Source organism: Caulobacter sp. (assembly GCF_965279145.1).
In the GTDB taxonomy this organism is placed as follows: Bacteria; Pseudomonadota; Alphaproteobacteria; order Caulobacterales; family Caulobacteraceae; genus Caulobacter.
The window spans coordinates 2,946,240-2,970,338 of record NZ_OZ257139.1 but is presented as its reverse complement, the minus strand read 5'-3'; the positions used below and the strand labels follow the sequence as shown (position 1 = coordinate 2,970,338).

The following is a 24,099-nucleotide window of genomic DNA, read 5'->3' as shown; positions in this document are numbered from 1 at the left end:
GGGGGAAGGGTTGGGGATGGGGGTGACTTCTGAGCTGGCCGCATAGCGCGGCGCTCGACATCAACCACCGCATCACCCCCAACCCCGCCCTTCCCCCATCAAGGGGGAAGGGAGAAGAGAGCGCCTACCGGTTCCCGCCGATCAAATCCCCGATCTCGCCGAGAATGGACCCCTCGCCCCGGTTGCCGCCCTGGCCGCCGGCCGCCGCCATCATCCGGCCCGCCAGCCGCGAGAACGGCAGCGACTGGATCCAGACCTTGCCGGGGCCGCGCAGGCGGGCGAAGAACAGGCCCTCGCCGCCGAACACCACGCTCTTGACCCCGCCAGCCATCACCAGGTCGAAATCGACGCCGGGGGTATAGGCGGCCAGGCAGCCCGTATCGACATGCAGCTCCTCGCCGGGCGCCAGCTCGCGCTCGACCAGCGTGCCGCCCATCTGCACGAACACCCAGCCGTCGCCCTCGAGCTTCTGCATGATGAAGCCTTCGCCGCCGAACAGACCGGTCATCACGCGCTTCTGGAAAAAGACCCCGATCGACACACCGCGCGCGGCGGCCAGAAAGCTGTCCTTCTGGCAGATCAGCTGGCCGCCCAGCTGGCCCAGGTTCAGCGGCAGGATCGAGCCCGGCGTCGGCGAGGCGAAGGCCACCCGCGCCTTGCCCTGGCCGGTGTGGGTGAAGACGGTGGTGAACAGGCTCTCGCCGGTGATCAGCCGCTTGCCGGCCCCCAGCAGCTTGCCCATGAAGCCGCCCTGCCCGCCGCTGGAGCCGTCGCCGAACACGGTGGTCATCTCGACGCTGGCGTCCTTCCAGACGAACGAGCCGGCCTCGGCCACGGCGCTCTCGCCGGGATCCAGCTCGATCTCCAGGAACTGCAGTTCCTGTCCCTTGATCTCGAAGTCGATATCGTCGGCGACGCTGGCGTTACGCTCGTGATGCCAAGGGCTCGGGGGCATGGAAAGGCTCCTGTTGAACTGCCGGCAGCTTATCCGGACGGCCCTCGCCTCGCCAATTACACATCCTTTATTCTGTCGCCGCGGCGGGCATTGACCGGCGGCGCGGTTCGCGCACCATCCCGCCGATGATCCGCGCTCTTGTCCCCTGGGCCCTGCTGCTGGCCGTCGCGGCCTTCGGGCTGCAATGGCTGCAATATCGCTATCTGGTCCACGCCCTTCCCCGGGAGCTCTATATCGGCGTCATCGGCGCGGCCTTCGCCGTGGGCGGCGCCTGGGTGGGCTGGACGCTGGCGGCGCGGGCGAGCCCCGTCGGCGATTTCAAGCGCAATGACCTGGCCCTCAGGTCGTTGGGCCTGACCGGCCAAGAGGTGCGGGTGCTGGAGCGCCTGGCCGCCGGCCAGTCCAACAAGGAGATCGCCAAGGGGCTTGGCCTGTCGCCCAACACCGTCAAGACGCACATCGGCAACCTGTACGGCAAGCTGGAGGTGGCGCGACGCACCCAGGCAGTGGGCAAGGCGCGGGAGCTTGGGCTGATCCCATGATCACCTCGCCCGGACAGGCCAGCCAAAAGGCCGGGACGTACGATCTCACCCTTTTGGGCGATACCGCCGACACCGACGCTGCGACAGGCTGGGGCTTCCTTTCCGGGCGTCGCATGAAGGAGCCAACGCCATGATCCGCACCATTGCCGTCTACGGCCTGATCTCGGGCCTGGTGATCATCCTTGGCATCATCGCCACCACCGTGTCGTCGGGCGGGGATGCGCCGCACTCCAGCGTCTGGTTGGGCTATCTGATCATGCTGGTGGCGCTGTCCTCAATTCTGGTCGGGGTCAGGCAGCACCGTGATCAGGTCCTGGGCGGCGTCATCACGTTCCGTACGGCCGCCCTGCTGGGCCTAGGCATCGCCCTGGTGGCGTCCATTGTCTATGTGCTGGTGTGGGAGGTCTATCTGGCGATCACCCACTACGCCTTCATGGACAGGTACGTGGCCCAGGTGCTGGCCGCCAAGCGCGCGGCGGGGATCACAGGCGAAGCCTATCGCAAGGCGGCGGTCGAGCTGGAAAGCATGCGCGTCGCCTACCAGAACCCGCTGAACCGCCTGCCCATGACCTTCGCCGAGATCTTCCCCGTGGGCCTGCTGGTGGCCCTGGTCAGCGCCGCCCTGCTGCGCAACCCGCGCTTCCTGCCGGCCAGGGTCCGCCCGACCTAACCGCCGGGTCAGCCCTTGAGCGATTTCAGCATCTGCTCGTGGGTGTAGGCGGCGATGTCCATCAGGGCCAGGTCCAGGGCGCTTCGGACCGCCTCCAGGCCGTCCTGCCCCGCCTCCGCGCGCTCACACACGTCGCCCAGCGAAAAGGCCCCCACGCCCCGCGCGGCGCCCTTGACGGTGTGGACCGCGTCACGCCAGCCGGCATGGCTGGAATCCAGCATCGGAGCCCACAGGGCGGCCTGTTCGCGGAACAGCGAGAGCACCTCGTCGACCACGCCGGAATCCCCCGCCGCGAACCCCTCGAGATAGGCGAAATCGACCGCGCCGCTGATGTCTCGTCTAGCCAAAAAATAGTCCCTTGCGTTCCAAGAATCTTTGCGTATGTTCCGCGCCTCGCCGCCAGGGCACGCAAGTGCTTCGGACCGAGCGGGCGCATAGCTCAGTTGGTAGAGCAGCTGACTCTTAATCAGCGGGTCGTAGGTTCGAATCCTACTGCGCCCACCATTCTACGCCAGGGAAACCTCGGTGTAGCGGAAATAGTCGGGGCTTCTCGCCCCTGACATTTCCCTTTTTACTTGGGTGAATGGAAACGCCGCGGCGAGTGAACGCACGCGGCCGCACCCCGTTTCTGACGCCTTTGCGCCGTCAAAGATGCACCAGGAACTGCCGGTGGTTCACCTCCGGAAAAGGCGGCGTTCAAGAGCCTCCTCATCGGTCATCCCGGCCAACCCGCCCCGGTAGAGGCCGATCAGCGTTTCGGCGCGGAGCAAGCCCGGAAAAAGCTGTTTGGGCGCCAGGGCCGCGAGCTTGGGCCGCGTCGCCAGCGCCCGAAGATGATCTTCTCCTTCGCCACACGCTCGGGCGTGGGTTGCTCAGGCCGCGCGGCGCGTCGGCCCCTAGGAGGCGGCGAGCGCGGACCTGGCCTGCCCCCGGGCTCGCGAAAGCCACAGCATCATCGCCAGGACGAACGAGGCCGCCAGGCACGCGCCCGCGGCGACAAGGGCGCCGCGAACCTCGTGGGCGCTGACGAAGAACGAGCACAGCATCGGCCCGGCGGCCGCGCCGACGGCCTGGACGCTGGGCGCCAGCAGAACCGCGCGCCGCGAAGGATCCGATTCGATGATGAACGGCGCCTGCAAGGTCTGCAGGAAACCCCACGCCAAGCCGTGCAGGCCGGCGAAGGCGATGAACGCGCCGGGACTCGGCAAGACCCACAGGCCGATCAGCACGAAAAGGAACACCGGCAGGCAGACCAGGAAGGCGCGGTGATAGGGGATCCGTTCGGCCAGCACGGCCCCGAGGCCCGAGCCGGCGATGGAGCAACCCAGGGCCAGGGCGACGGCCAGACCGCCTTGGACCGGGGTCAAACCCGCTTGGCCAGCCAACTGCTCGATATAGGCCAGAAACCCGATGAAGAACGAAAACAGGAGGAAGATGGCGGCGAGGCTGACATAGGCCACCTTCGGGATCGGCTCGGCCAGCACCGGCTCATCGCTCTTGTTTCCCGCCAGCGGCGCGAGACTGGCCGGCAGGACGAACGCGACGGCCGCCGCCAGAACGGCGCTGACGCCCAAGGTCACGAAGCCCGCGTTGGCGCCGAGCGAAGGCGAGACCAGGATCGGTATGCCGGCCGCGCACGCCACCTGCAGCACCGCCTGGCTGATCAGGAATATCCCGCTCCAACGGCCCGGCGTCGGCGAGCGCACGATCATCAGCGTGGTCAGCCAGACGAGGCCGCCCTCGGCCAGGCCCGCCAGCGCCCGGATCACCAGGACCCCCAGTCCGGACACCTCCAGCCCGGCGAGATTGACGCCGGCCAGGACGAGCGCGGCCACGACTCCGACCAGCTTGAGCCGGCGCGGCGGCAGGAAGGCGTCGGCCAGCCCGACGCCCAGTCCGATGGCGAGAAACTCGATCGTCACGCTCCAGCCAATCTGGTTGACGTCGAGCCGGCCCGCATTGACCAGCCCCCCCAACACGACCGGCTGAACGCCGGCCATGATCAGGGCGACCGATCCGATCGTCAGGAAAGCCGCGATCTGCGCGGCCGTCGGTCGGCGACCGATCCAGCCGTCGTGGGCTCGCAAGGCGCGGGCCTGGGTGTCCTCGAGCGACATGCATTTCCTCCAACCGGCTTTGGATCGGTTCTTCGACGGGTCTTCGTCCAACAGCTCTAGAGTAGTTTTTGCTATCTCAAGAGTATCGTCAACAGGTCTCCCGCTTGACCGGTTCGACCGTGATGCCGCTTTGCCGGGCGCCGACCGGCCGGGCCTGCGCGCGCCGCGGCCACACCGGGTTCGACGCGAACGCCCTCGCTAATAGGATAGTTTGAGCTACAGTAAACGCGTGCCGGCTTTGGACGCCGCGCACGCGACGCACGCCGCGACGGCGACAGGTTCTCTTGACGCGGCTCAGTTGCTACTCGACTGCACGCCGCCGATCCGCGGCTCTTTTCAAGGACCTGTGGTGAGCACCCCAGAACTCGAAGCCAAGTCACGGCCGTCCCGGCGCAACGGCATCAACACCTTCGAAGCGATTCTGGCGACGACCGGGGAGCTGTTGGCCGAGGTGGGTTTCGAGCGCCTGACGACCAATCTCGTCTGCGAAAGGGCGGGACTGACGCCGCCGGCGCTCTATCGCTACTTTCCGAACAAGTACGCCCTGCTGACCGAGCTGACCCGGCGACTGATGGACGCCCAGGATCAGGTCGTCTTCGCCTGGGTGGAGTCGGGCGGCGCCCACTGGACCACCCTCCCCGCGGCCGTCGAAAGTCATATCCGGCTGCAAAAGGAGATCATCACCGTCACCCGCGCCTTTCCGGGCGGGCTCTGGATCCTGCGGGCCATCCGCGCCATGCCGCCGCTGCAGGACGTGCGTGTCCAGTCGCGCACGGCGGTGCTGGACCGAATCTTCGCGTTTCGCGTCAAGGACGGCCCCCCGGTGGACGAGGAGCGCCTGAAGCTGTCCATGCGCGTCTCCGAACTGATGAGCTACGCGGCCATGGAGATGTTGGTGGAGGATCCCGAGCTCGACGAGGACATGGTCATCGAGGAAGTCGCCTGGATGATCGGCCGCTACCATTTCGATCTCCCCCGCCGGTCACAGCTATCCAAGGACTGAGCGCCCAGGCCGATCGCGCTTCGGCTTCGAGCGAGGCTTGATCGCCTTCCTGCGTCCGGAAGCGATCAGGCCCGGGCCCAAGCCCAAAAACCATGGCCCCTAAGCCATGAGCCCTGGAGCCCGCGCCCAGGAGGACGGGCGTCGTCGCCTGCCTTGAATCTCGATCCGCTCGCGGCCCCGGCCGTCGCCACCGTGACCGAAAATCACCACAAGCCCGCGGGCCATCCCCCCCCTTTCCCTGGCCCTCTGTCGTCCTTCGAGCGGTTTGGCGCGGTTTCGCCTGCAAACCGGGCGCCCCGGACCACCGCGTCACGCAAGGCCGTCCGATCGCTTGCGCTACGCCCCCTTGCGTCGAGATAGTTTTTATTATCGTAATGACTTGGACCGGTCGGAGTACTGGATAGACGGGGAGTGGAATATGAAAGCGGGTATGTTTCTGAGCTGCGCCGTGCTGGCGTTGTCAACCGGCGTCGCGACGGCCCAAACGCGCGACGCCACGGCGATCGAGGAGATCGTGGTCACCGCCCAGAAGCGGTCGGAAAACCTTCAGGACGTGCCCGTATCGGTCACCGCCCTGACCAGCGACGCTCTGGCCGCGCGCGGCGTCAACAACGTCCTGGCGCTCAACAACCTGGCCCCGGGCATGCGCATCAGCGCCGGCGACGCGGCCGCCAATCCCAAGATCTACATTCGCGGCGTAGGCCTCAGCGACTTCAACCCCAACGCCTCCAGCGGCGTCGGAGTGTATGTCGACGGCGTTTATGTCGGCTCGCCCTTGGCCCAGATGGCGGGCTTCTTCGACCTGGCTCAGGTTGAGGTGCTGCGCGGACCACAAGGCACCCTCTATGGCCGCAACACCAACGGCGGCGCGATCAACATCACCACCAAGCGGCCTAGCCAGACCTTCGGGGCCGACGCCTCGCTGGAATACGGCAGCTTCAACGCCGTGACCGCCGATCTGGGCGTGGGCGGGCCGATCGTGGCCGACAAGCTGGCCTTCCGCGCGGCCGCCCAATACGTCCAGGACGACGGCTATACCTACAACCGGGTCACCGGCCATGATCTCAACGCGGCCAAACATTGGGCGGGGCGGCTGTCGCTGCTCTACACGCCGAGCGAAGATTTCGAGCTGCTGACCCAGGTCAATCGCTACGTCAATCGCGGCGACGCCACCGCGCCGCAACACCGCGCCCTGTTCCCCGCCACCGCCGCGGCGACCGGAGCGGACGGCCTCTGCGCGGCTAACGCCTACGCCAGCGGCGCCTGCACAGACCTGCTGGGCTACGCCGACACCGACAACAATTCCCGCGCCGTGGACGCCAACCTGGAGGGCAAGGACAAGGTCGACCTGTTTGGCGCCTCCAGCCAGGCGACCTGGAAGCTTGGCGGCATGTCCCTGATCTCGGTGACGGCCTGGCAGTGGGCCCACCGCAACGACCTGGAAAACACCGACGCCAGCCCCCTGCGGATGATCGAGATCAACTATCGTTCCCGCCAGCACCAGTTCACCCAGGAACTGCGCCTGCAGTCGAACGATGCTTCGGCTCGCCTCAACTGGGTCCTGGGCGTCTACTACATGGACGAGCAGGTGCAGGACAACACCCGCCAGGACGTGCTGCGCGACCTGCGACCCCTGTTCGTCACGCCCAGCAATCCGACGGGCCTCAGCCTCGAAAACAGCGTCGCGACCTTCGGCTATCCCTACACCCAGACCACCAAGGGCTACGCCGTCTTCGGTCAAGCGGACTACAAGCTGACCGACAGGCTGACGGGTACGGTGGGCCTGCGCTGGTCGGCCGACGACAAGTCCATGGACTACCAAAGCCAGGCCGAAGACGGCCTGATCGTCATCCTGACCTCCAAGCAGAGCAAGACCTTCTCGGCGGTCTCGGGCCGGCTTGGCCTGCGCTATGCGCTGAACGACGACGCCAACATCTACGCCACCTACAATCGCGGTTATAAGAGCGGCGGCTTCTTCGGCGGCATGGCCACGACGGCCCAGGAGATGGAGCCCTACGACAACGAGACCCTAGACGCCTACGAACTGGGCTTGAAGTCGGAGTTCTTCGACCGCCGCGTGCGCCTGAACGTGTCGGGCTTCTACTACGACTACAAGAACCAGCAGGTGTTCGCCCAGACCACGCGCAACGGCCTGACCGTGCTGGTGCTCGACAACGCCGCCAACTCCAAGGTCTACGGCGGCGAGGCCGAGGTCACCGCCCGGCCGATCCAGCCCCTGACCCTGAGTGCGGGTGTTTCGCTGCTGCACGCCAAGTACGGGGACTATTTCACCGAGGGCAAGGACTTCACCGGCAACTGGCTGCCGCAGTCGCCGAAAGTGACGTTCAACGCCGCGGCCACCTGGGTCGCGCCGCTGGCGAACGGCGCGTCGATCCTGGCCAATGTCGACGCCAACTATTCGTCGAGGGTCTATTTCGACAACTCCAACGCCGCGCGCCTGTCGCAGGACGCGGTATGGGTGGCCGGCGCTCAGGCCAGCTGGCGATCGCCCGACCGGAAGATCGAGGCCGGCGCCTTCGCCCGCAACCTGTTCGACAAGACCTACGCCGTGTCGATCTCCAATATCGACAGCCTCGGCGTGGATCTCCTGAGCAACAACCGGCCGCGCAGTCTCGGCGTCTTCCTGCGCTACCACTACTAGCAGGGATCGGAGCCCGCCCAGCCCGCCGCGCGGCTGGGCGGGCCCCCGGGCGTTGAACGCGCCCTTTTCTTGGGCCGTCGACGCCTCGGTTTTTCAGGATTCAAGTCGCGCGCCGCCCCTATCCCGCCGGGAAAATGGAATGACCTCGCCAGAGCGGCGCGCGCCTCCGGCGATCAGCGCTGTCCGTAGGATCTGAACCTGAGCAGGATGCGGTCCATCTCCTCTTCGGCCAGCAGGCTAGGCCCGCCGATCGCCAGAGTTCCCCAGTAGATGGCTGCCTGTTCCTCGATCTCCTCGGCGATGGCCAGGGCGAAGTCGAGGTTGGGGGCGGCGACGATCTGGCCATGATTGGCCATCAGGGCGGCATAGCGGCCGTCCAGGGCCTCGACCACGGCCTGGGCCAACTCGCCCGAGCCAAAGGTGGCGTAGGGCGCGACCGGCACGCTGGTCCCGCCGCTGACAGCGACCATGTAGTGCACGGCCGGGATCGGCCGGCCGGCGCAGGCCAGGATGGTGGCGTGACGCGAATGGCAATGCACCACCGCGCCGACGTCCGGGCGGCGATCCAGGATGCCCTGGTGCATGCGCCATTCGCTGGACGGCTTGAGCGCACCCTGAGGCGAAGCGCCGTCGGGATGGACCAGAACCATATGATCGGGGGTCAGTCGCGCCGCCGGAACGCCGCTGGGCGTGACCAGCATGTCCTCTCCGCAGCGTACCGAGACATTGCCCGAGGTGCCGCGATTGAGACCGCGCGCCTCCATGGCCTGCATCACCTCGACCATGCGCGCGCGCAGGACTGTCTCTTGATTTGTCTCGCCCATCACGCCGCCTCGCTCAACGCCATCTGACGCATCGCGACCTCCGTGGCCTCGAAGCTCTCGACCTTGCCCAGCGTGGCCAGGCCCTGGGCGACCAGCGCGGCGGTGGCCGTGCCGAAGCGCGCGGCGTCCAGCGGCGCCCAGCCGCGCGAGAGGGCGGCGATGAACCCCGCGCAATAGGAATCGCCACAGCTGGTGGTGTCGACCGGCGTGATCACATGCGCCGGCAGGGTCGTGCTGACGCCGTCAAGGACCACCACCGAGCCTCGAGCGCCGTTCTTGATGATGCAGCCCTTGGCGCCCCACGACCGGAAGGTCCCGGCGGCGGCGAAGAGATCCTCCTGGCCCGTCAGGAACACCGCCTCGGCGGCGCTGGGCAGGAAGTAGTCGACATGCGGAAGCAGGCGCTTGACCTCGTCGACCGCCGAAGGCTGGGGCGCGATCAGGTCGCAGGTCACGATCGCCCCGGCCCGCGCGGCGGCTCGGACGATCGCCTCGCCCTCCCCGCCGTCGAGCTTTGGACCGCCGACGCCGCCGTAATGCAGAAAGCCCACCGCGGCGGCCGTCTCCAGCGCACTCGGCGTGACGCGGGCCAGCATGCCCGCGCCCAGCGCGTGGAAGCCCGGGCGAACGCCGCTGGAGGAGACCGCCAGCAGGGTCGTCGAACTGGGCAGGCCCGGCAGAACCTCCAGGTCGGTGATATCGACGCCGGCGTCGGCCAGGGCCGTGCGGATGAAGCGACCGATCAAGTCATCGCCCACCGCCGAGATCAACCGGCTCGGCACGCCGAGGCAAGCCGCCAGCAGGGCCGGAGCGCCCGCCGTGCCGGCCGGAGCGCAGCCGATGCCCTCGATCAGGCCTGTGCCCTCTTCCTTCGGCAGCACGTCGATGGCGCGCGCCACCACGTCCAGGGTCGTCAGCCCAATACAGGCCAATCCGTTCTTCATGCGACGTCCTCCCAACGCATTGACAGCCAATATGGCTCAGTCATTATAATAGTCAAAACTATCTTATAAGGGGCTGAGCTTGACCTGGACGAACAGCAAGGATGCGGCGCTGCGCGAGCGCGCCATGGCCGTGATCCCCAACGGGATGTACGGCCATCAGTCGGTAATGCTGCTGCCCGACGACTACCCGCAGTTCTTCGACCGCGCCGAGGGCGCGTACCTCTGGGATGTCGACGGCAACCGCTATGTGGACTTCATGTGCGGCTATGGCCCCAACCTGTTCGGCTACGGCCATGCCGGGATCGACCAGGCCTATGTCGCGCGCATGAAGCAAGGCGACACCATGACCGGCCCCGGCCAGGCCATGGTCGAGCTGGCCGAGGCCCTGACAGCCCAGGTCAGTCACGCCGACTGGGCGATGTTCTGCAAGAACGGCACCGACGCCACGACCATGGCGATGATGATCGCCCGCAACTTCACCCGTAAGAAGACCATCGTCCTGGCCAAGGGCGCCTATCACGGCGCCGCGCCCTGGTGCACGCCGCTGAAGAACGGCGTGACCGAGGCCGACCGCGCCAATCAGGTGTTCTACGAATACAACAACGTTGAGAGCCTGGAGGCGGCGGTCAAGGCGGCTGGCTCGGACCTGGCGGCGATCTTCGCCTCGCCCATCAAGCACGACACCTTCGTCGACCAGGAGCTGCCGGATCCCGAATACGCCCGCCGGGCTCGCGCGCTGTGCGACGAGCACGAAGCGCTGCTGATCGTCGACGACGTGCGCGCCGGCTTCCGCCTGGCCCGCGACTGCAGCTGGTCGCTGGTCGGGGTCAAGCCGGACCTGTCGGCCTGGGGCAAGGCCATCGCCAACGGCCATCCAATCTCGGCCCTGCTGGGCGCCGAGAAGGCCCGCTTCGCCGCCGCCACCATCTATGCGACCGGCTCGTTCTGGTTCTCGGCCGCGCCGATGGCGGCCTCCCTGGCGACGCTGAAACTGATCCGCGAGACCGACTACCTGGAGCGCACGATCGCCCTGGGCGAGCGCCTGCGCGCGGGCCTGGACGAGGCGGCGGACCGCCACGGCTTCTCGCTGCGCCAGACGGGTCCCGCTCAGCTGCCCCTGATCATGTTCGACGAGGACCCCACCGGCGCCAAGGCCTATTTCTGGAACAACGCCCTGCTCAAGCGCGGGGTCTATTTCCATCCCTGGCACAACATGTTCATGACCACGGCCATGACCGACGCCGACATCGATCATACGATCGAGGCGGGCGACGAGGCCTTCAAGCTGCTGAAGGCCGCAGGCCCCCTGCCGCCGGTCGAGAAGCTGGCCTTCCTGCATTCCATGGTCGACTGACGGACATCGCACCGCCTGGATGCGGCGCCGCCAGGCTTGCCCTGGCGGCGCTCCCTGCAACGCATCCAGGCCCGTTCGCACATCAGCCATGACAAAGGGCCCCTCTTGCCGAGGGGCCCTTCTTTTTTCGATGGAATACGTCGGCGGCGCGGTTCAGGCCGGGGTGGCGCGGGTGACGCCAAAGCGCCTCAGGACGTTGTGAGTGATGACCTCGATGAAGGGGTCGCGCGCGGCCAGGCCGTGAGCCCATTCGGTGGTGCCGCTGTTGAACACCTCGCCCTTCCCGCGCTTGAAGCTGGCGACGACGGCATGGCCGCGCAGGACCTTGGCCTGGGCCTCGGGACCGGAGTCTCCGAACATCACCTCGGCGACCACCTCCAGTTTCTCGGGCGGGATAATCGGGAAGTAACCGCGGCCGGCTTCCTCGCCGAAGGCGCAGGGCGCGACGCCGATAATCTCCAGGGTCTCTGGCACGCCCAGCATCGGCACGGCCTTGGGCAGGCCGTCGTCGCCGAACTGGAAACGGCAACCGTCGCTCTCGTAGCCGATCAGCGGCAGATCGCCGCCGATCACGTCGCCATAGAACAGATCCGAGCCCTCCAAGGCCCAGTGGCGGTCATCATAGACCGTGAAACCGGCCTGGCCGCGGGATACGCACATGCCCAGACGATGGTAGCCGGCGAAGACGAAGCTTAGTCCCGTCAGCGCGGCCTCGGGCCGCTGGAAGGCCGGGTGCGACCACAGGTGCGTGGCCTTCTCGAGCGGAACGTCCTCGGCCTCGAAACCCTTCCATTTGTGGCAGACATAGGTCTTGCCGTCGTTCTCCCAGCGCACCTTCCAGAAGCAGCTGTTGCCCGACAGGATCGCGGCGTTGCCGCCGGCGTCGACGAAACGCTCGACCTGGTCGCGCTGACCGCCCGACCAGTACTCGCTGTGGCCCACGAACAGCGCCGCCGCGTAGCCTTCCAGAAGATCCTGTTCGGCGTCCAGATCGTAGTCGGTGGCGAAATCCAGCGCGTAGCCGCAGGACTCGGCCCAGGCCACGAAGGCATGCTCCCACTTGTGCAGGAAACCGGCCGAGCCGTCGTAGGGCGAGGCCCGATGCTCGACCATCCAGGCCATGTCCGAGGCCCAGGGGGCTTCCTCGAATCCACGCTTGCGCAGGTTGATCAGGCGAGGCGGATTGGGCGGCGGCGCGACAATCAGCTGCGGAAACGGACGCTGGGTCGACAGTACGCCGATCGCTTCGTCCATGGCCTGGGCGAACGGAACCTGCCCGCTCATCAGGCCCGAGACGTTCGAATAGGCGTTGGCGCCGCCCCAGTAGTTATAGGCTTGGTAAGTGTTGGTCGACAGCACCATCAGGGCGCTGGAGCGACGCAAGCCGACCGGCGGTTTGACAACCACGAAGTGATGGGTCCGCGCGCCGCTCGCGTCGGTCAGGACAATATCGTAGTAGCCGGAGGCCCATCCCTCGCCGACCTCGACCTCAAGGGCGACGGGCCAGCCGCAGCCGTCGCGGTCGGCGTTGGCCGGAACCGGATGGTGGCCGACGCTCACGTCGTCGCGCTCCAGAACCGTCAGGCGCTCCGCGCCGATCCGGGCGATCGACAGGTGGCACGGACCGTTCTCGGCGCTGGCGTGAAGGGCGAAGCGCTCGCCCGGGCGCACGCTCAAGCGGTCGGTATAGCAAGCGAGCATTCGGTTCCCCCTTCAGACTCCGGCCAAGCCGCGCGGATCACGAGACGCCTCTGGCCTACTGGTTTGTCGCGGCCCGTTCAGTGCCGGACCATGAAGTAGTTTTTACTATTCTAAATACAGCGATCGCAAGCCACAACTCGAGTCCTGGACGTGGGGAAGGAGCAGCCTTTGAATCAAGGGCTCTCAATCAGCGGATTGTCGGTTCGAATCCTGCCGCACCCAAAAAATAATTCAATTAAATCAATATTTTATCCCCTCTGACAACCCAGCACCACCGTGCCGCGAGACTTTGCGCCAAGTCTCGCACGGGACCTGGCGCGCCTCGACGGCTGCGCCGCGTCGTCGACTTTCGATGAGCGCCGACACTCCGCCTAAGGCTCTGGATCGATCCGCAGCACCGCCGCGCCGGTAAAGGCGCCCTCGCGCAGATCCGAGAGCGCCTGCCCGGCCTGACGCAGGCCATAGACCTTGACGTGGGGTCGGACGCCGGCGGCCACGGCGCGCGGCAGATAGTCCAGCGCGTCGGCCCGGGTGAGGTTGGCCACGGACATCACGACCCGTTCGCCCCACAGGTCGGCATAGGCCATGGCGGGGATGTCGCTCATGTGGATGCCGGCGCAGACCACCACACCGCCCTTGCGGACCGCGCGCAGGGCCTCCGGGACCAAGGCGCCGACCGGGGCGAAGATGATCGCCGCGTCCAGGGTCGCGGGCACCGCCTCGCTCGACGCCCCGGCCCAGATGCAGCCGAGATCCCGCGCCAGATCCTGAGCCGCGAAATCACCGGGCTGGGTGAAGGCGTAGACGTCCTGCCCTTCGGCGATCGCCAGTTGCGCCAGGAGATGGGCGGCCGCTCCGAAGCCATAGAGGCCCAGGCGACGAACCACCCGACCCTCCATGGCCTTGCGCCACGCCCGAAAGCCGATCAGCCCCGCGCACAGCAGCGGCGCCGCGTCGACATCGCTCAAGGCCTCGGGCAAGACGAAACAGAATTGCGCATCGGCCACCACCATCTGGGCGTAGCCGCCGTCGCGGGTCCAGCCGGTGAATTCGGCGCGGTCACACAGGTTCTCGGCGCCCTCCCGACAAAAGCGGCAACGCCCACAGGTGCGCCCCAGCCAGGGAACGCCGACCCTCTGCCCCACCGAAAAGCCGCCGACGCCCTGGCCCAGGGCGGCGACCACGCCGACGATTTCATGGCCAGGAACCACGGGACCATGGGTGGGCAGGTCTCCGTCCAGCAGGTGCAGGTCGGTGCGGCAGACGCCGCAGGCGCGCACCTGCAGCAGGATCTCGCCCGGGCCGGGCGCGGGGGCGGGACGCAGAACGGGCGAAAGGCGTCCGTTCTCGAGAACCATGGCCAGCATGGTCAGACGCGGGCGGCCAGCGTGGCCGCCTCCGGCCACCGGGACACGCGGCGGAACCCTCGGTCGATTTCCCGCTTCGGAGACCCGAACGGGCGCTTGACCGGCTGAATGGCCGCCAGCGGAAACGACCTGTTGTGTTGAACAGTCATGGGCCAATCCACCTTGGCTGAAACCGCGCCGGACGGCGCTGTCGCATCATGGCGCCCCGGTCGCCGTCCCGGCTTGATCCCGGTCAACAAGTCCCCCGACAGGTCCAGACCCCGCGCCTGGCGACGCCGGTGAGCGCGCGCGGTCGACCTTGATGGGGATCAAGTCACCCGCACCGGTTTGATCCAGCGCAAGGCCCCGCGACGCTAGGCCCGCCATCGATAATCCAGCCCGCCGGCGTCGCCCCTCAGGGGCCGTGAGCGGTCACGGGCGATCTCTCGAGGCGACATGGACCAGCCAACCGCCCAACCATCAAGGCCCGTCCCGCCCGCGCCCGCGGGACCTGTGGGCCATCGGCCACGACGCGGTTGGCGCGTGACCCGTTGGACGGCGCTCGCCATGGCGACCGCGGCGGTCGCCATGGCGGCGGCTTGGTTCTTGCGGCCAACGCCGGTCAAGCTCGGCCAGGCCCATCTGGGCCAGGCGATCGACGTGGTCTACGCCTCGGGCGTGGTCGAATATGTGCGCCAGGCCCATGTGGCGCCGGTGACCACCGCGCCGATCCGCCAGGTGGCCGCCGCCGAGGGCGATCTGGTGGCTCGCGGCGCGCTGCTGGCTCAGCTGGACGACGGTCCCCAACGGGGCACGGCCCTGCAGTTGGAGGCCCAGGCGGCCATGGCTCGGGCTGGCGCGGCCCGGACCCAGCGCCTGCTTGACGCCGGCTTCGGGGCGCGGGCCGCCAACGATGACGCCCAGGCCCAGCGCCGGGCGGCCGAGGGCGCGGCGCAAAGCGCCTGGGCGCGGCTGGCGGACTATCGTCTGGTCGCTCCCCTGGCCGGACGCGTGCTGCGCCGCGACGCCGAACCTGGCGACCTGGCCGTTGCCGGGACCACCCTGTTCCTGATCGCCGACCCCGGGGCGATTCGCGTGACCGCCGATGTCGATGAGCGCGACGTTGGCCGACTGAAGGTCGGGCAACTGGCCCTGGTGCGCGCCGACGCCTTCGTCGACCAGACCTTCAACGCCCGCGTCGCCCAGATCACCCCGGCCGGCAACGCCACCGGACGGGTGTTTCGCGTTCGCCTCGCCCTCCCCGCCTCGACGCCCCTGGCTCCCGGCATGACGGTGGAGACCAATCTGATCACCGCGCGCCGCGACCAGGCCGTTCTGGTCCCCTCGTCCGCCGTCCGCGACGCCGCCGTCTGGAGCGTGGAAGCCGGGCGCGCCCACCGCCATGCCGTCCGACTGGGCGCGTCCGCAGCCAGCCAGACCGAAATCACCAGCGGCCTGCCGGCCGGGGCCCAGGTGGTGCTGGACCCACCCGCGGGTCTGCGCGAAGGCGCCCGGGTGCGACCGGCGCAAGGCCGATGATGTCCGGCCTTCGCGTCCTGATGGACATCGCCCTGGCCCATCTGCTGGTGCGCGCCCGGCAGACCGTCGTGGCGATGCTGGGCGTCGCCATCGGCGTCGGCTTCTTCCTGGCGGTGTCGGGGATGATGGTCGGGTCGCAGAAGGACTTCATCCGCACCCTGGTCGACACGGCGCCGCATATCGTCGTCCGCGACGAACGGCGCGATCCCAGCCGCCAGCCGGTGCTGGACAGGTTTCCAGGGGCAGCCGTGCGCATCTATGACCTGCGCCCGCAGGAAGAGGTTCGCGGCCTTAAGGACTGGCCGGCCATGCTGGCCGACGCCCGCGCCATTCCCGGCGCGATCGTCTCGCCGTCGATCACCGGAGCGGTGACCATCGGCTTCGCCGGCCGGACGGCCGCCGTGGCGCTGAACGGCGTCGATCCCCGCCTGGAAGGCCAGTTGACCAAGATCGAGGAAACCCTGACCGGCGGCAGGCTGGTCGATCTCGAGGCGCGCCCCGACGGACTGATCATCAGCCGACCGCTGGCCCAGAGGATGGGCGCCCGGCTGGGCGACACGCTGATCGTCACCGCCCCCAGCGGCGCCTTGCAGCGCATGCGCATCCTGGCCCTGATCGAGCCGGACGCCCGCTCGGGCTTCTATGCCGGCGACGCCGTGGCCTATGGCCTGTTGCGCACCGCCCAGGTGCTGTTCGCCCGGCCCAACATCGTCAACCAGCTGCATGTCCGCCTGCCCACACCCGACGACGCCCAGCGCCAGGCCGCGCGCCTGGAGGCCCGGTGGGGCTACAAGTGGGAGTCCTGGCAGGAGCGCTCGGCCGACATCCTCAACCTCCTGGTGGTGCGCAATGTGATCATGTACGCGGTGATCTTGGCCATCCTGGCTGTGGCCAGCTTCGGCATCTACACGGCGGTGTCCACCAGCGTCGCCGACAAGCGGCGCGACATCGCCATTCTGCGGGCCATGGGCTTCACCGCGGGCGACGTGCAGACCATCTTCCTGATCGAGGGCGTGCTGGTGGCGGTGCTGGGAGCGATGCTGGGCTTCGGGGTCGGAACAGCGCTGCTGGAGATTCTGGCCAGACTGCCGCTGACCATGGGCGGCAAGCCGCTGGTGCTTCCGCTGGACCGTGGCGTCGGCCAGTACCTGATCGCCGGCGGAGCCTCGATGGCCGCCGCCCTGCTGGCCGCCTGGTTGCCGGCCCGCAAGGCCGCTAGTGTCGATCCGGTGTCGATCCTGCGGGGCGCGGCATGAGCGTGCTGCTGGAAGGGCGCGGCCTGACCCGCATATTGACCGATCCCGAGCCCTTCACCCTGGTCGATGATGTGTCGCTGGAGATCCGGGCCGGGGAGCTGGTCGCCATCGTCGGCCCGTCCGGATGCGGCAAGTCCTCCCTGCTCTACCTTCTGGGGCTGCTGGACCGACCCGACCGGGGCGAGGTGCTGATCGACGGGGCCAGCGCCGGCGATCTCGACGACGCGGCGCGAACCCGGCTCCGGCTCGAGCGCATCGGCTATGTCTTCCAGTTTCATTTCCTGCTGCCGGAATTGACCGCCCGCGCCAATGTCGCCCTGCCCATGCGGCGGCTGGGACGGCTGGACGCCACGGAGATCAACGCCCGTGTCGATCTGCTCTGCGGCAAGCTCGACCTGTCGGACGAAGCCGACCGTCGTCCCGATCGGCTGTCGGGCGGCCAACGTCAGCGCGTGGCCATCGCCCGAGCCCTGGCCAACGACCCCGCCATCCTGCTCAGCGACGAGCCGACCGGCAATCTCGACAGCGTCAACACCCGTTTGGTGATCGAGGAGTTCCAAAGACTGGCGCACGACGAGCATCGCGCCGTTGTCTGCGTCACCCACGACACGGGCTTCGCCGAGGCGGCCGACCGCCAGATCCACATGCTCGACGGTCGCATTGTCAGCGCGGTCTGACATCCAGCGCGGGACAAGCGCGGCGCTCCCGCCGACGGGACGTGGTATCGATCCCGCAGGCGGGCCAAGGGGCAGACAATGACGACTGGCAAGGTCCCGCCCCACCCCTTCTGGACGCAGTCGCCATCGACCCTTTGCGCGGCGCTGGACTGCGACGGCGCCGGACTCAGCGAGGCCCAGGCCCGCGCCCGCCGCCTCCGCTATGGCCCCAACGCGGACGCCGTGGTCAAGCGCGCCAGCCTGGCGCGGACCCTGGCGCGGCGATTGCTGGAGCCCCTGTCGCTGATCCTGCTGGCCGCCGGCCTGGTCTCGGCGGGAACGGGCGACGTCACGGGCGGAACCATCATCGTCGTCATCCTGGGCCTGTCTATCGGCCTGGACACCCTGCAGGAGGGCCGCGCCGCGCGGACAGCCGAGATGCTGCGGCGATCGGTGGCCCTCAAGGCCGAGGTCAAGCGCGGCGATCGGTTTGTCGAGGTGGCGATCGACGCGGTGACGCCCGGCGACCTGATCCGCGTGCGGGCTGGAGACATCATCCCGGCGGACGCCCTGGTCCTGGAGAGCGCCGCCTTCACCGCCAACGAGGCGGCGCTGACCGGCGAGCCCTATCCGGTCGAGAAGCGCCCGGGTTCGGTCTTGGCGCTGACCGCGAGCGAGGCGTCCAACGCGCTGTTCAGAGGCGCCGTCGCCTTGACCGGAGAGGCCGTGGCCCTGGTGGCCGCCACCGGGCCCGCCACATTGTTCGGCGCCGGAGCCGCCGCCCTCGACGAGCCGACCGCCCCCTCGCCCTTCGAGCGCGATCTGCGGGCTTTCGGCCTGCTGACCGCCCGCATGACCATCGCGCTGGTGCTCATCGTGCTGACCGCCCACGTGCTGTTTGGCCGCCCGGTCCTGCAGTCGCTGCTGTTCGCCGTCGCCCTCGCCGTCGGCCTGACTCCCGAACTTCTGCCGATGATCACCACGGTGACGCTGTCACGCGGGGCGGTGCGGATGGCCGCGCGCAAGGTGATCGTCAAGCGGCTGGCCTCCATCCACGACCTGGGCGCCATGACCGTCCTCTGCACCGACAAGACCGGCACCTTGACCTCGGCCGAGATCAGCCTGGCCAAGAGCCTGGGACCTTCAGGCGCCGATGATCCGCGCCCTTCGATGCTGGGCGCGATCGCCGCGAGCCTGGCCGGTGATCGCGGAGCGATGGACGCGGCGCTCGCCAACTGCGCGCCCGAGGCGATCACGGGCTGGACATTGGCCGCCCGCCACCCGTTCGACTTCAATCGCCGCCTGGGCTCGGTGCTGGCGGACGGCGCCGAGGGCCGGTTGCTGATCACCAAGGGCGCGCCGGAGGCCGTGCTGGCCCTGTGCGTCTCCGCGCGCGACAGCCACGCCCTGGCGCCGATGGACGCCTCCCAGCGGGACGCGCAACTGCAGCGGGTGCGGATCCTGGCCGGCCAGGGCCTGCGTGCGATCGCGATCGCCTCGAAATCCTGCCCCGCGACCCAGGCCAGCCTGGACTCCGCCGACGAGACCGGACTGGTGTTCGAGGGCTTCTGCGCCTTCGCCGATCCGCCCAAGGCCACCGCCCCCGCGGCGATCGCCCGCCTGGCCGCCGCCGGGATCCGGCTGAAGATTCTGTCGGGCGATGACCCCGTGGTCGTCAAGCGTCTGGCGGCGCTGGTCGGGCTGAACGTGGACAGGGTGCTGTCGGGGGCCGACATCACGGCCCTGAGCGACGACGCCCTGGCGGTGCAGGCCCAGTCCGTTGACGCCTATGGCCGGCTGACGCCCGACCAGAAGGCCCGGCTGATCAGGGCGCTGCAGGCCCGCGGCGAGGTGGTCGGCTATCTGGGTGACGGGGTCAACGACGCCCCGGCCCTGAAGGCGGCGCATGTCGGGCTGTCGGTGTCGGGAGCCACAGGCGTCGCCCAGGCGGCGGCCGACATGATCCTGCTGGCCTCGGACCTGGAGGTCGTGGCCGACGGCGTCGAGGAGGGCCGGCGCACCTTCGCCAACATCCTGAAATATGTGCGCATGGGCGCCTCGTCCAACTTCGGCAACATGCTTTCCATGGCCGTCGCCTCCCTGTTCCTGCCCTTCCTGCCGATGCTGCCGACCCAGATCCTGCTCAACAATCTGCTCTACGATATCTCGGAGATCGGGATCCCCTTCGACTCGGTTCGCCCCGAGGCGGTGGCGCGGCCCCAGGTCTGGGACATGCGCGCCCTGATCCGGTTCGCGGCGGTGATGGGGCCGCTGTCCTCCCTGTTCGACCTCCTCACCTTCGCCGGCCTGATCGCTCTCTTCCACGCCTCGCCGCCGGAGTTCCGCACGGCGTGGTTCCTGGAATCCATGGCCACCCAGATTCTGGTGATCTTCATCATCCGCACCAACGGCCGCCCCTGGCGCGATCTGCCCCGCCCCTTGCTGGCGATGTCCTCACTGGCCGCCCTGGCGGTCGCGATGGTCCTGCCGTTCACGCCGGCGGGCGCCTGGTTCGGGTTTCAGACGCCGCCCCTTGGCCTTTCCCTGGCCCTGGCGGCCCTTGTCGCCATCTATCTGGTCTGCGCCGAAGGCCTCAAGACCGCGGCCATCGGCCGGCTGGGTGGGCCAGTCCACCCGGCCAGGCCACGCCGCTAGGCGCGTCTGCGTCCGCCGCGGGTCAGCAGGCCGACATCGGCGAGGCCCGCCACCGGCCCCATCCCCGCCGAGGTGGCCAGGAACACCGGCCGCCAAGTCGGCGCGAACTTCTGCTTGTAGGCCCGCAGGCCCTTGAAGCCGTAGAGGCGCTCGGCCGAGCCGTAGACCCAGGCCTCCAGCCGTCGCGACAGGGGCGCCACCGAGGTGATCTCCAGGCCCGACAGCGGCGCCATGCCAAGCTCGAATTCGCCATAGCCCTGGTCTCGCCCCCAGATCATGATCTGGACGAACAGGGCATCCATCGCCCCGTGCGGGGCGTCGGGCCGATGGCGCATGAGATCGGCGGCGACGCAGCGCCGATCAGGCGTCAGCAGCAGGTTGGCGAAGGCCATCACGCCCTCCTCCCCCCGCAGCACGGCGATCGGAAAATGGCGCAGATAGTCGCGGTCGAAACGGCCGAGACTGAAGCTCAGTTCGCCGCCCGCGTGGATCGCCAGCCAGGCGTCCGACACCGCCTCAAGCGCCGACCAAGGGGTGTCGGGATCGTCCGGCGGCAACACCGCGAAGCTCAGGCCGGCCTTCTCGGCGTGGTTCACCGCATAGCGCAGGTCCTGACGGGCCTTGCCGACGAGATCGAAATCGACGAGCGGAACGAAGGCGCTCTCGCCCACCTTGGTGATCAGGAAGCCGGCATCGATCATGTCGGCCAGCGAGTCCTCGCTCAGGGCGTAGAACGCCGTCTGCGCCTGGGCCTCGGCGGCGGCGTCGACAAACGCGTCTATGGCCGCCGCCCGATCCTGCTCCGGCCCCACGGGGTCGCTCATCGCGATCCAGTGCGCGCCGACCACGCCGAACATCACGAAACTCTGGCCCGATGGCGTGAACACAAGCGCCTTGTCGCCGAGCAGGGCCAGATAGGCGTCCGTGGCTACGGTCTTGGCTGACTGGATGATCGCCAGAGCTCGCGCCCTTTGCGCCGCGTCGGCGAGGGCGACGGGGCGCCGGCTGGGGCCGAGCAGACGCCCCAGCCCGAAGAGCAGCCCCAACGATGAAAGTCCCCCGGCCACTCCCAGCGGACCGGCGTTCGACACCTTGAGCAGAGTCCACCAACTGGCTCTGGCGCTGCTGTCGCCGTATCGAACCGACAGGGCCAGCACCAGGGCCGAGAGGCCGCACAGGCCGCAGGCGATCAGCCAGGGGGCGGACGCGGCGTCGCGGAACGCCGCCGAGCGGCGGTGGAAGGCGAAGCGGCAGGGCGCCAGCACCGCCGCCAGGCCCAACAGCGGCGCGGCGCTGAACAGCCCAAACCCACGCCAGATCTCGAACCCGGCGCCGCCGACCAGCAACAACAAAGTCAGAAAATAGGCCCCCTCCAGCCGCCGCCACAGCGCGACCGCCGCGATCAACAGCACCGCGCCCAACAGGCTCGAAAACAGGCCCGAGGCGGGGAATTCCGGCAGCAGCCGCGGCGCGGTCAGCAAATGCAGCGGCAGGTTGGCGGCGGCGAGGATCAGGACCGCGCCCACCGCGAACACCAGTCCGGCCATCACGGGTGGGGCCAGGGCCTGGACAGTCGAGTGCAGGCGATCGCCGCCTCGGGTCCTTGTCCACTGATGTCCCTGGTGCGCGGCCAGTCCCAGGGCGGTCAGGCTCAGGGGGCCGATGGTGTAGATCAGCCTATAGAGGATCAGGGCGGCGACGGTCTCGTGCGGGGTCGCGAAGCGATGGCTGAGCGTCAGAACGACGGCTTCGAACACGCCGACGCCGCCGGGCACCCCCGAAGCGGCGCTGACGACGCTGCCCAGAATGAAGACCGCGAGAAATCCGGGAAACTGGTCGGGCGTGGCGCTGGGCAGGAGAACGAACAGGGCCAGACCTGAGAGGCCCCAGTCCAGAACCCCGCCGGCCAGGGCGACGAGGCGCCGCTTGAGAGGCGGGTTGGTCAGTTCGACCTTTGGCGTCAGCCGCCCCCAGCGGGGCAGACGTCCCAACCACAGCCAGGCCGGCGCCATCAGCAGGGCGGCCAAGGCGTAGAAGCCGGCCGGCAGGTCGCGCACCGTCAGCAGGGCCAGGCCCGCCGTCACCGCGCCGCTGAGCGTCACCGCCGTTCCCGCCAGCAGGGTGACGGCGGCGATCTCCGACCCGCCCAGTCCCCAGGCGCGATAGAACCGCAGGCGCGCCGCTCCCCCCGTGGCCAGGCTGAGCCCCAGACCATTGGACAGCGTGTAGGACACGAAGGTCACCAGCAGGATTCGCCAGGTCGCCAATCTTCGCCGGACGCAGTCCAGCGCCCAGCTTTCCGAGGCGGCCAGGCACAGGTAGCTGAGTAAGGTCGCGGCCGCGGCCACGGCCAGGGCCCAGGGCGGCGTCGATCGAAAGGCCGCCTCGATCGCCGTCAGCGACGAGGTGCGCAACTGTCGCCGCAGCAGCCAGACCGCGCCGACGAACACGCCGACGGCGAACAGCACCTTGAACAGATCCGAGACCGCCAGGCGCTGCGCGGCCGCCAGGCCTCGTCCAAGAACCGAACCCCGCCAAGCTGCGCGCTGGGGGGACGCCGGTCCCAGGGGGGATGGGCTCGTCGTCGGCGGCGTCATGACGGGCGCCGCTCCAGCACCGGGCTCGCGTCCCGCAGGCATCCCTTGGCCCAGATCACTCGCATCGCTCGCCGCCTCGCCACCGCTGTCCAGCCACACCCGCCTGGCGTCCGTCCGGATCCACGGCGACTATGACCGTCTGAAAAGAGGAGGTTCTTGATCTTTATCACGTCGAGGTCTGTCATCCCCACCTAAGGTTGGGTTCAGAAGACCCGCCGGGGACCCCGCATGCGCCATTTCATTGACACGCAGGACTTCACCAAGGCCGAGCTCATGTCGTTGCTGGAGCTTACCGGTCTGCTCAAGGCCGCCGACCGGCAGCGGGCCCTGCCCCCCCTGCTGGCGGGGGCCTCGCTGGGAATGATTTTCGAGGAGCCCTCGACCCGAACCCGCATCTCCTTCGAGGTGGCGATGACCAAGCTGGGCGGTCACGCCCTGTATCTGAAGCCTGGAGAGATCCATCTGGGCGTCCGCGAGAGCCTTAAGGACACCGCCCGGGTCATCAGCCGCATGGTCGACGCCATCGAGGCGCGCACGCTCAAGCACGCCACCGTCACCGAACTGGCGCGCTACGCCACCGTGCCGGTCATCAACGGCCTGACAGACTACAATCACCCGACCCAGGTCCTGTGCGACGTCTTCACCATGCTGGAGCACCGGCCCAAGGACAAGGCGCTGGAAGACCTGCACGTCACCTTCGTGGGCGACGCCACCAATGTCTGCTCGTCGCTGATGATGATCTGCACACGGATGGGCATGAACTTCACCCATTGCGCGCCCAAGCGCTATCAGGCGCCGGAGGCCTGGCAGGCCATCGCGCGGGCCAATTGCGCTGTCTCCGGCGGAACCTTCACGGTCAGCGAGGACCCGCCCGCCGCCGTCGCGCAGGCGGACTTCGTCTATACCGACCTCTGGTGGTGGGTCGGCCAGGAGGCCGAGATTCCCGATCGGACCGCCGCCTTCATGCCGCGCTATCAGATCAACGAGGCGCTGCTGGCCCACGCACCGGCCCACGCCAGGTTCATGCACTGCCTGCCCGCCTCGCGCGGGGTCGAGGTGACCGACGCGGTGATGGATGGACCGCGCGCCATCATCTACGACCAGTCCGAGAACCGGCTTCACGCCGAAAAGGCCATCCTTGTCGCCTTCATCGGCCCGCATCTGACGCCGCGTTCGCCCGAGCTGTCGCAATGGCACGCCGGCCGCATCGCCGATTTCCTGAAACACCACCCCCTCACCGAGACGCCCTCACCGGCCGTCCAGGAAAAGGTCTAGCGC

Annotated in this window: 18 protein-coding genes and 1 tRNA gene; 11 read left to right on the top strand and 8 right to left on the bottom strand. The window is 68.5% G+C overall.

Features of this window, described 5'->3' with window-relative positions; genetic code table 11:
- Nucleotides 1-124: 124 nt before the first annotated feature.
- Nucleotides 125-955 (bottom strand): TIGR00266 family protein, encoded by an 831-nt coding sequence (locus ACQY9P_RS13795; RefSeq protein WP_421738711.1) that lies wholly within the window; start codon nucleotides 953-955, stop codon nucleotides 125-127.
- Nucleotides 956-1,080: 125 nt separating this feature from the next.
- Between ACQY9P_RS13795 and ACQY9P_RS13790 the strand changes: the two genes are divergently transcribed.
- A complete protein-coding gene (locus tag ACQY9P_RS13790) occupies nucleotides 1,081-1,497 on the top strand; it encodes a response regulator transcription factor (protein ID WP_421738712.1) in 417 nt (138 codons plus the stop codon).
- Between the two features lie 130 nt (nucleotides 1,498-1,627).
- A complete protein-coding gene (locus ACQY9P_RS13785) occupies nucleotides 1,628-2,167 on the top strand; it encodes a DUF4199 domain-containing protein (protein ID WP_421738713.1) in 540 nt (179 codons plus the stop codon).
- Nucleotides 2,168-2,175: 8 nt separating this feature from the next.
- Here the strand turns inward: ACQY9P_RS13785 and ACQY9P_RS13780 are convergent, their stop codons facing one another.
- Entirely contained in the window at nucleotides 2,176-2,514 is a 339-nt protein-coding gene (locus ACQY9P_RS13780; protein WP_421738714.1) for an Hpt domain-containing protein, read from the bottom strand.
- 81 nt (nucleotides 2,515-2,595) lie between these two features.
- On the opposite strand from ACQY9P_RS13780, the gene ACQY9P_RS13775 reads away from it, so the two are divergent.
- Nucleotides 2,596-2,671: transfer RNA gene (locus ACQY9P_RS13775), tRNA-Lys, on the top strand.
- A gap of 392 nt (nucleotides 2,672-3,063) precedes the next feature.
- On the opposite strand, the gene ACQY9P_RS13770 is transcribed toward ACQY9P_RS13775, so the two are convergent.
- On the bottom strand, nucleotides 3,064-4,284 hold the full coding sequence (locus ACQY9P_RS13770; RefSeq protein ID WP_421738715.1) for an MFS transporter: 1,221 nt from the start codon (nucleotides 4,282-4,284) through the stop codon (nucleotides 3,064-3,066).
- Between the two features lie 349 nt (nucleotides 4,285-4,633).
- Here ACQY9P_RS13770 and ACQY9P_RS13765 point away from each other — a divergent pair, with 349 nt between their 5' ends.
- Nucleotides 4,634-5,287: a TetR/AcrR family transcriptional regulator gene (locus ACQY9P_RS13765; protein WP_421738716.1), complete on the top strand. Its 654-nt coding sequence runs from the start codon at nucleotides 4,634-4,636 to the stop codon at nucleotides 5,285-5,287.
- Between the two features lie 418 nt (nucleotides 5,288-5,705).
- Nucleotides 5,706-7,949 carry a TonB-dependent receptor gene (locus ACQY9P_RS13760; RefSeq protein WP_421738717.1) on the top strand — a complete coding sequence of 748 codons (2,244 nt, stop codon included), beginning with the start codon at nucleotides 5,706-5,708 and terminating at the stop codon, nucleotides 7,947-7,949.
- Nucleotides 7,950-8,122: 173 nt separating this feature from the next.
- Here ACQY9P_RS13760 and ACQY9P_RS13755 read toward each other — a convergent pair whose 3' ends face one another.
- Both ACQY9P_RS13755 and ACQY9P_RS13750 read right to left on the bottom strand, forming a co-directional pair.
- On the bottom strand, nucleotides 8,123-8,773 hold the full coding sequence (locus tag ACQY9P_RS13755; protein WP_421738718.1) for a class II aldolase/adducin family protein: 651 nt from the start codon (nucleotides 8,771-8,773) through the stop codon (nucleotides 8,123-8,125).
- Complete coding sequence (locus ACQY9P_RS13750; RefSeq protein ID WP_421738719.1) at nucleotides 8,773-9,717, bottom strand: carbohydrate kinase family protein; 945 nt, start codon at nucleotides 9,715-9,717, stop codon at nucleotides 8,773-8,775. The genes ACQY9P_RS13755 and ACQY9P_RS13750 overlap by 1 nt, the downstream gene beginning before the upstream one ends.
- A 79-nt stretch (nucleotides 9,718-9,796) precedes the next feature.
- Between ACQY9P_RS13750 and ACQY9P_RS13745 the strand changes: the two genes are divergently transcribed.
- Complete coding sequence (locus tag ACQY9P_RS13745; RefSeq protein WP_421738720.1) at nucleotides 9,797-11,071, top strand: aminotransferase class III-fold pyridoxal phosphate-dependent enzyme; 1,275 nt, start codon at nucleotides 9,797-9,799, stop codon at nucleotides 11,069-11,071.
- Nucleotides 11,072-11,224: 153 nt separating this feature from the next.
- Here the strand turns inward: ACQY9P_RS13745 and ACQY9P_RS13740 are convergent, their stop codons facing one another.
- Nucleotides 11,225-12,772 carry a N,N-dimethylformamidase beta subunit family domain-containing protein gene (locus ACQY9P_RS13740; RefSeq protein WP_421738721.1) on the bottom strand — a complete coding sequence of 516 codons (1,548 nt, stop codon included), beginning with the start codon at nucleotides 12,770-12,772 and terminating at the stop codon, nucleotides 11,225-11,227.
- Between the two features lie 371 nt (nucleotides 12,773-13,143).
- A complete protein-coding gene (locus tag ACQY9P_RS13735) occupies nucleotides 13,144-14,139 on the bottom strand; it encodes a zinc-dependent alcohol dehydrogenase family protein (RefSeq protein WP_421738722.1) in 996 nt (331 codons plus the stop codon).
- A gap of 546 nt (nucleotides 14,140-14,685) precedes the next feature.
- Here ACQY9P_RS13735 and ACQY9P_RS13730 point away from each other — a divergent pair.
- The 4 genes from ACQY9P_RS13730 to mgtA all read left to right on the top strand — a co-directional run bounded on the left by ACQY9P_RS13730 (nucleotide 14,686) and on the right by mgtA (nucleotide 20,224).
- On the top strand, nucleotides 14,686-15,657 hold the full coding sequence (locus tag ACQY9P_RS13730; protein WP_421738723.1) for an efflux RND transporter periplasmic adaptor subunit: 972 nt from the start codon (nucleotides 14,686-14,688) through the stop codon (nucleotides 15,655-15,657).
- Nucleotides 15,657-16,913, top strand: a complete 1,257-nt coding sequence (locus ACQY9P_RS13725; RefSeq protein WP_421738724.1) for an ABC transporter permease — start codon at nucleotides 15,657-15,659, stop codon at nucleotides 16,911-16,913. The genes ACQY9P_RS13730 and ACQY9P_RS13725 overlap by 1 nt, the downstream gene beginning before the upstream one ends.
- Entirely contained in the window at nucleotides 16,910-17,590 is a 681-nt protein-coding gene (locus tag ACQY9P_RS13720; protein WP_421738725.1) for an ABC transporter ATP-binding protein, read from the top strand. The genes ACQY9P_RS13725 and ACQY9P_RS13720 overlap by 4 nt, the downstream gene beginning before the upstream one ends.
- A gap of 78 nt (nucleotides 17,591-17,668) precedes the next feature.
- Complete coding sequence (gene mgtA, locus ACQY9P_RS13715; protein WP_421738726.1) at nucleotides 17,669-20,224, top strand: magnesium-translocating P-type ATPase; 2,556 nt, start codon at nucleotides 17,669-17,671, stop codon at nucleotides 20,222-20,224.
- On the opposite strand, the gene mprF is transcribed toward mgtA, so the two are convergent.
- Nucleotides 20,221-22,821, bottom strand: a complete 2,601-nt coding sequence (mprF, locus tag ACQY9P_RS13710) for a bifunctional lysylphosphatidylglycerol flippase/synthetase MprF (RefSeq protein WP_421738727.1) — start codon at nucleotides 22,819-22,821, stop codon at nucleotides 20,221-20,223. The genes mgtA and mprF overlap by 4 nt on opposite strands.
- A 228-nt stretch (nucleotides 22,822-23,049) precedes the next feature.
- Here mprF and ptcA point away from each other — a divergent pair, with 228 nt between their 5' ends.
- On the top strand, nucleotides 23,050-24,096 hold the full coding sequence (gene ptcA, locus ACQY9P_RS13705) for a putrescine carbamoyltransferase (RefSeq protein ID WP_421738728.1): 1,047 nt from the start codon (nucleotides 23,050-23,052) through the stop codon (nucleotides 24,094-24,096).
- The last annotated feature ends 3 nt before the right edge of the window (nucleotides 24,097-24,099 follow it).

Excerpts from the sequence above, each read along its gene's own strand:
- ACQY9P_RS13720 (WP_421738725.1), top strand. The coding sequence starts at position 16,910 with ATGAGCGTGCTGCTGGAAGGGCGCGGCCTGACCCGCATATTGACCGAT.
- ACQY9P_RS13785 (WP_421738713.1), top strand. The coding sequence starts at position 1,628 with ATGATCCGCACCATTGCCGTCTACGGCCTGATCTCGGGCCTGGTGATC.
- ptcA (WP_421738728.1), top strand. The coding sequence starts at position 23,050 with ATGCGCCATTTCATTGACACGCAGGACTTCACCAAGGCCGAGCTCATG.
- ACQY9P_RS13755 (WP_421738718.1), bottom strand. The coding sequence starts at position 8,773 with ATGGGCGAGACAAATCAAGAGACAGTCCTGCGCGCGCGCATGGTCGAG.
- ACQY9P_RS13795 (WP_421738711.1), bottom strand. The coding sequence starts at position 955 with ATGCCCCCGAGCCCTTGGCATCACGAGCGTAACGCCAGCGTCGCCGAC.
- ACQY9P_RS13735 (WP_421738722.1), bottom strand. The coding sequence starts at position 14,139 with ATGCTGGCCATGGTTCTCGAGAACGGACGCCTTTCGCCCGTTCTGCGT.
- ACQY9P_RS13770 (WP_421738715.1), bottom strand. The coding sequence starts at position 4,284 with ATGTCGCTCGAGGACACCCAGGCCCGCGCCTTGCGAGCCCACGACGGC.
- mprF (WP_421738727.1), bottom strand. The coding sequence starts at position 22,821 with ATGACGCCGCCGACGACGAGCCCATCCCCCCTGGGACCGGCGTCCCCC.
- ACQY9P_RS13740 (WP_421738721.1), bottom strand. The coding sequence starts at position 12,772 with ATGCTCGCTTGCTATACCGACCGCTTGAGCGTGCGCCCGGGCGAGCGC.
- ACQY9P_RS13730 (WP_421738723.1), top strand. The coding sequence starts at position 14,686 with ATGGCGACCGCGGCGGTCGCCATGGCGGCGGCTTGGTTCTTGCGGCCA.
- ACQY9P_RS13760 (WP_421738717.1), top strand. The coding sequence starts at position 5,706 with ATGAAAGCGGGTATGTTTCTGAGCTGCGCCGTGCTGGCGTTGTCAACC.
- ACQY9P_RS13750 (WP_421738719.1), bottom strand. The coding sequence starts at position 9,717 with ATGAAGAACGGATTGGCCTGTATTGGGCTGACGACCCTGGACGTGGTG.
- ACQY9P_RS13790 (WP_421738712.1), top strand. The coding sequence starts at position 1,081 with ATGATCCGCGCTCTTGTCCCCTGGGCCCTGCTGCTGGCCGTCGCGGCC.
- mgtA (WP_421738726.1), top strand. The coding sequence starts at position 17,669 with ATGACGACTGGCAAGGTCCCGCCCCACCCCTTCTGGACGCAGTCGCCA.
- ACQY9P_RS13725 (WP_421738724.1), top strand. The coding sequence starts at position 15,657 with ATGTCCGGCCTTCGCGTCCTGATGGACATCGCCCTGGCCCATCTGCTG.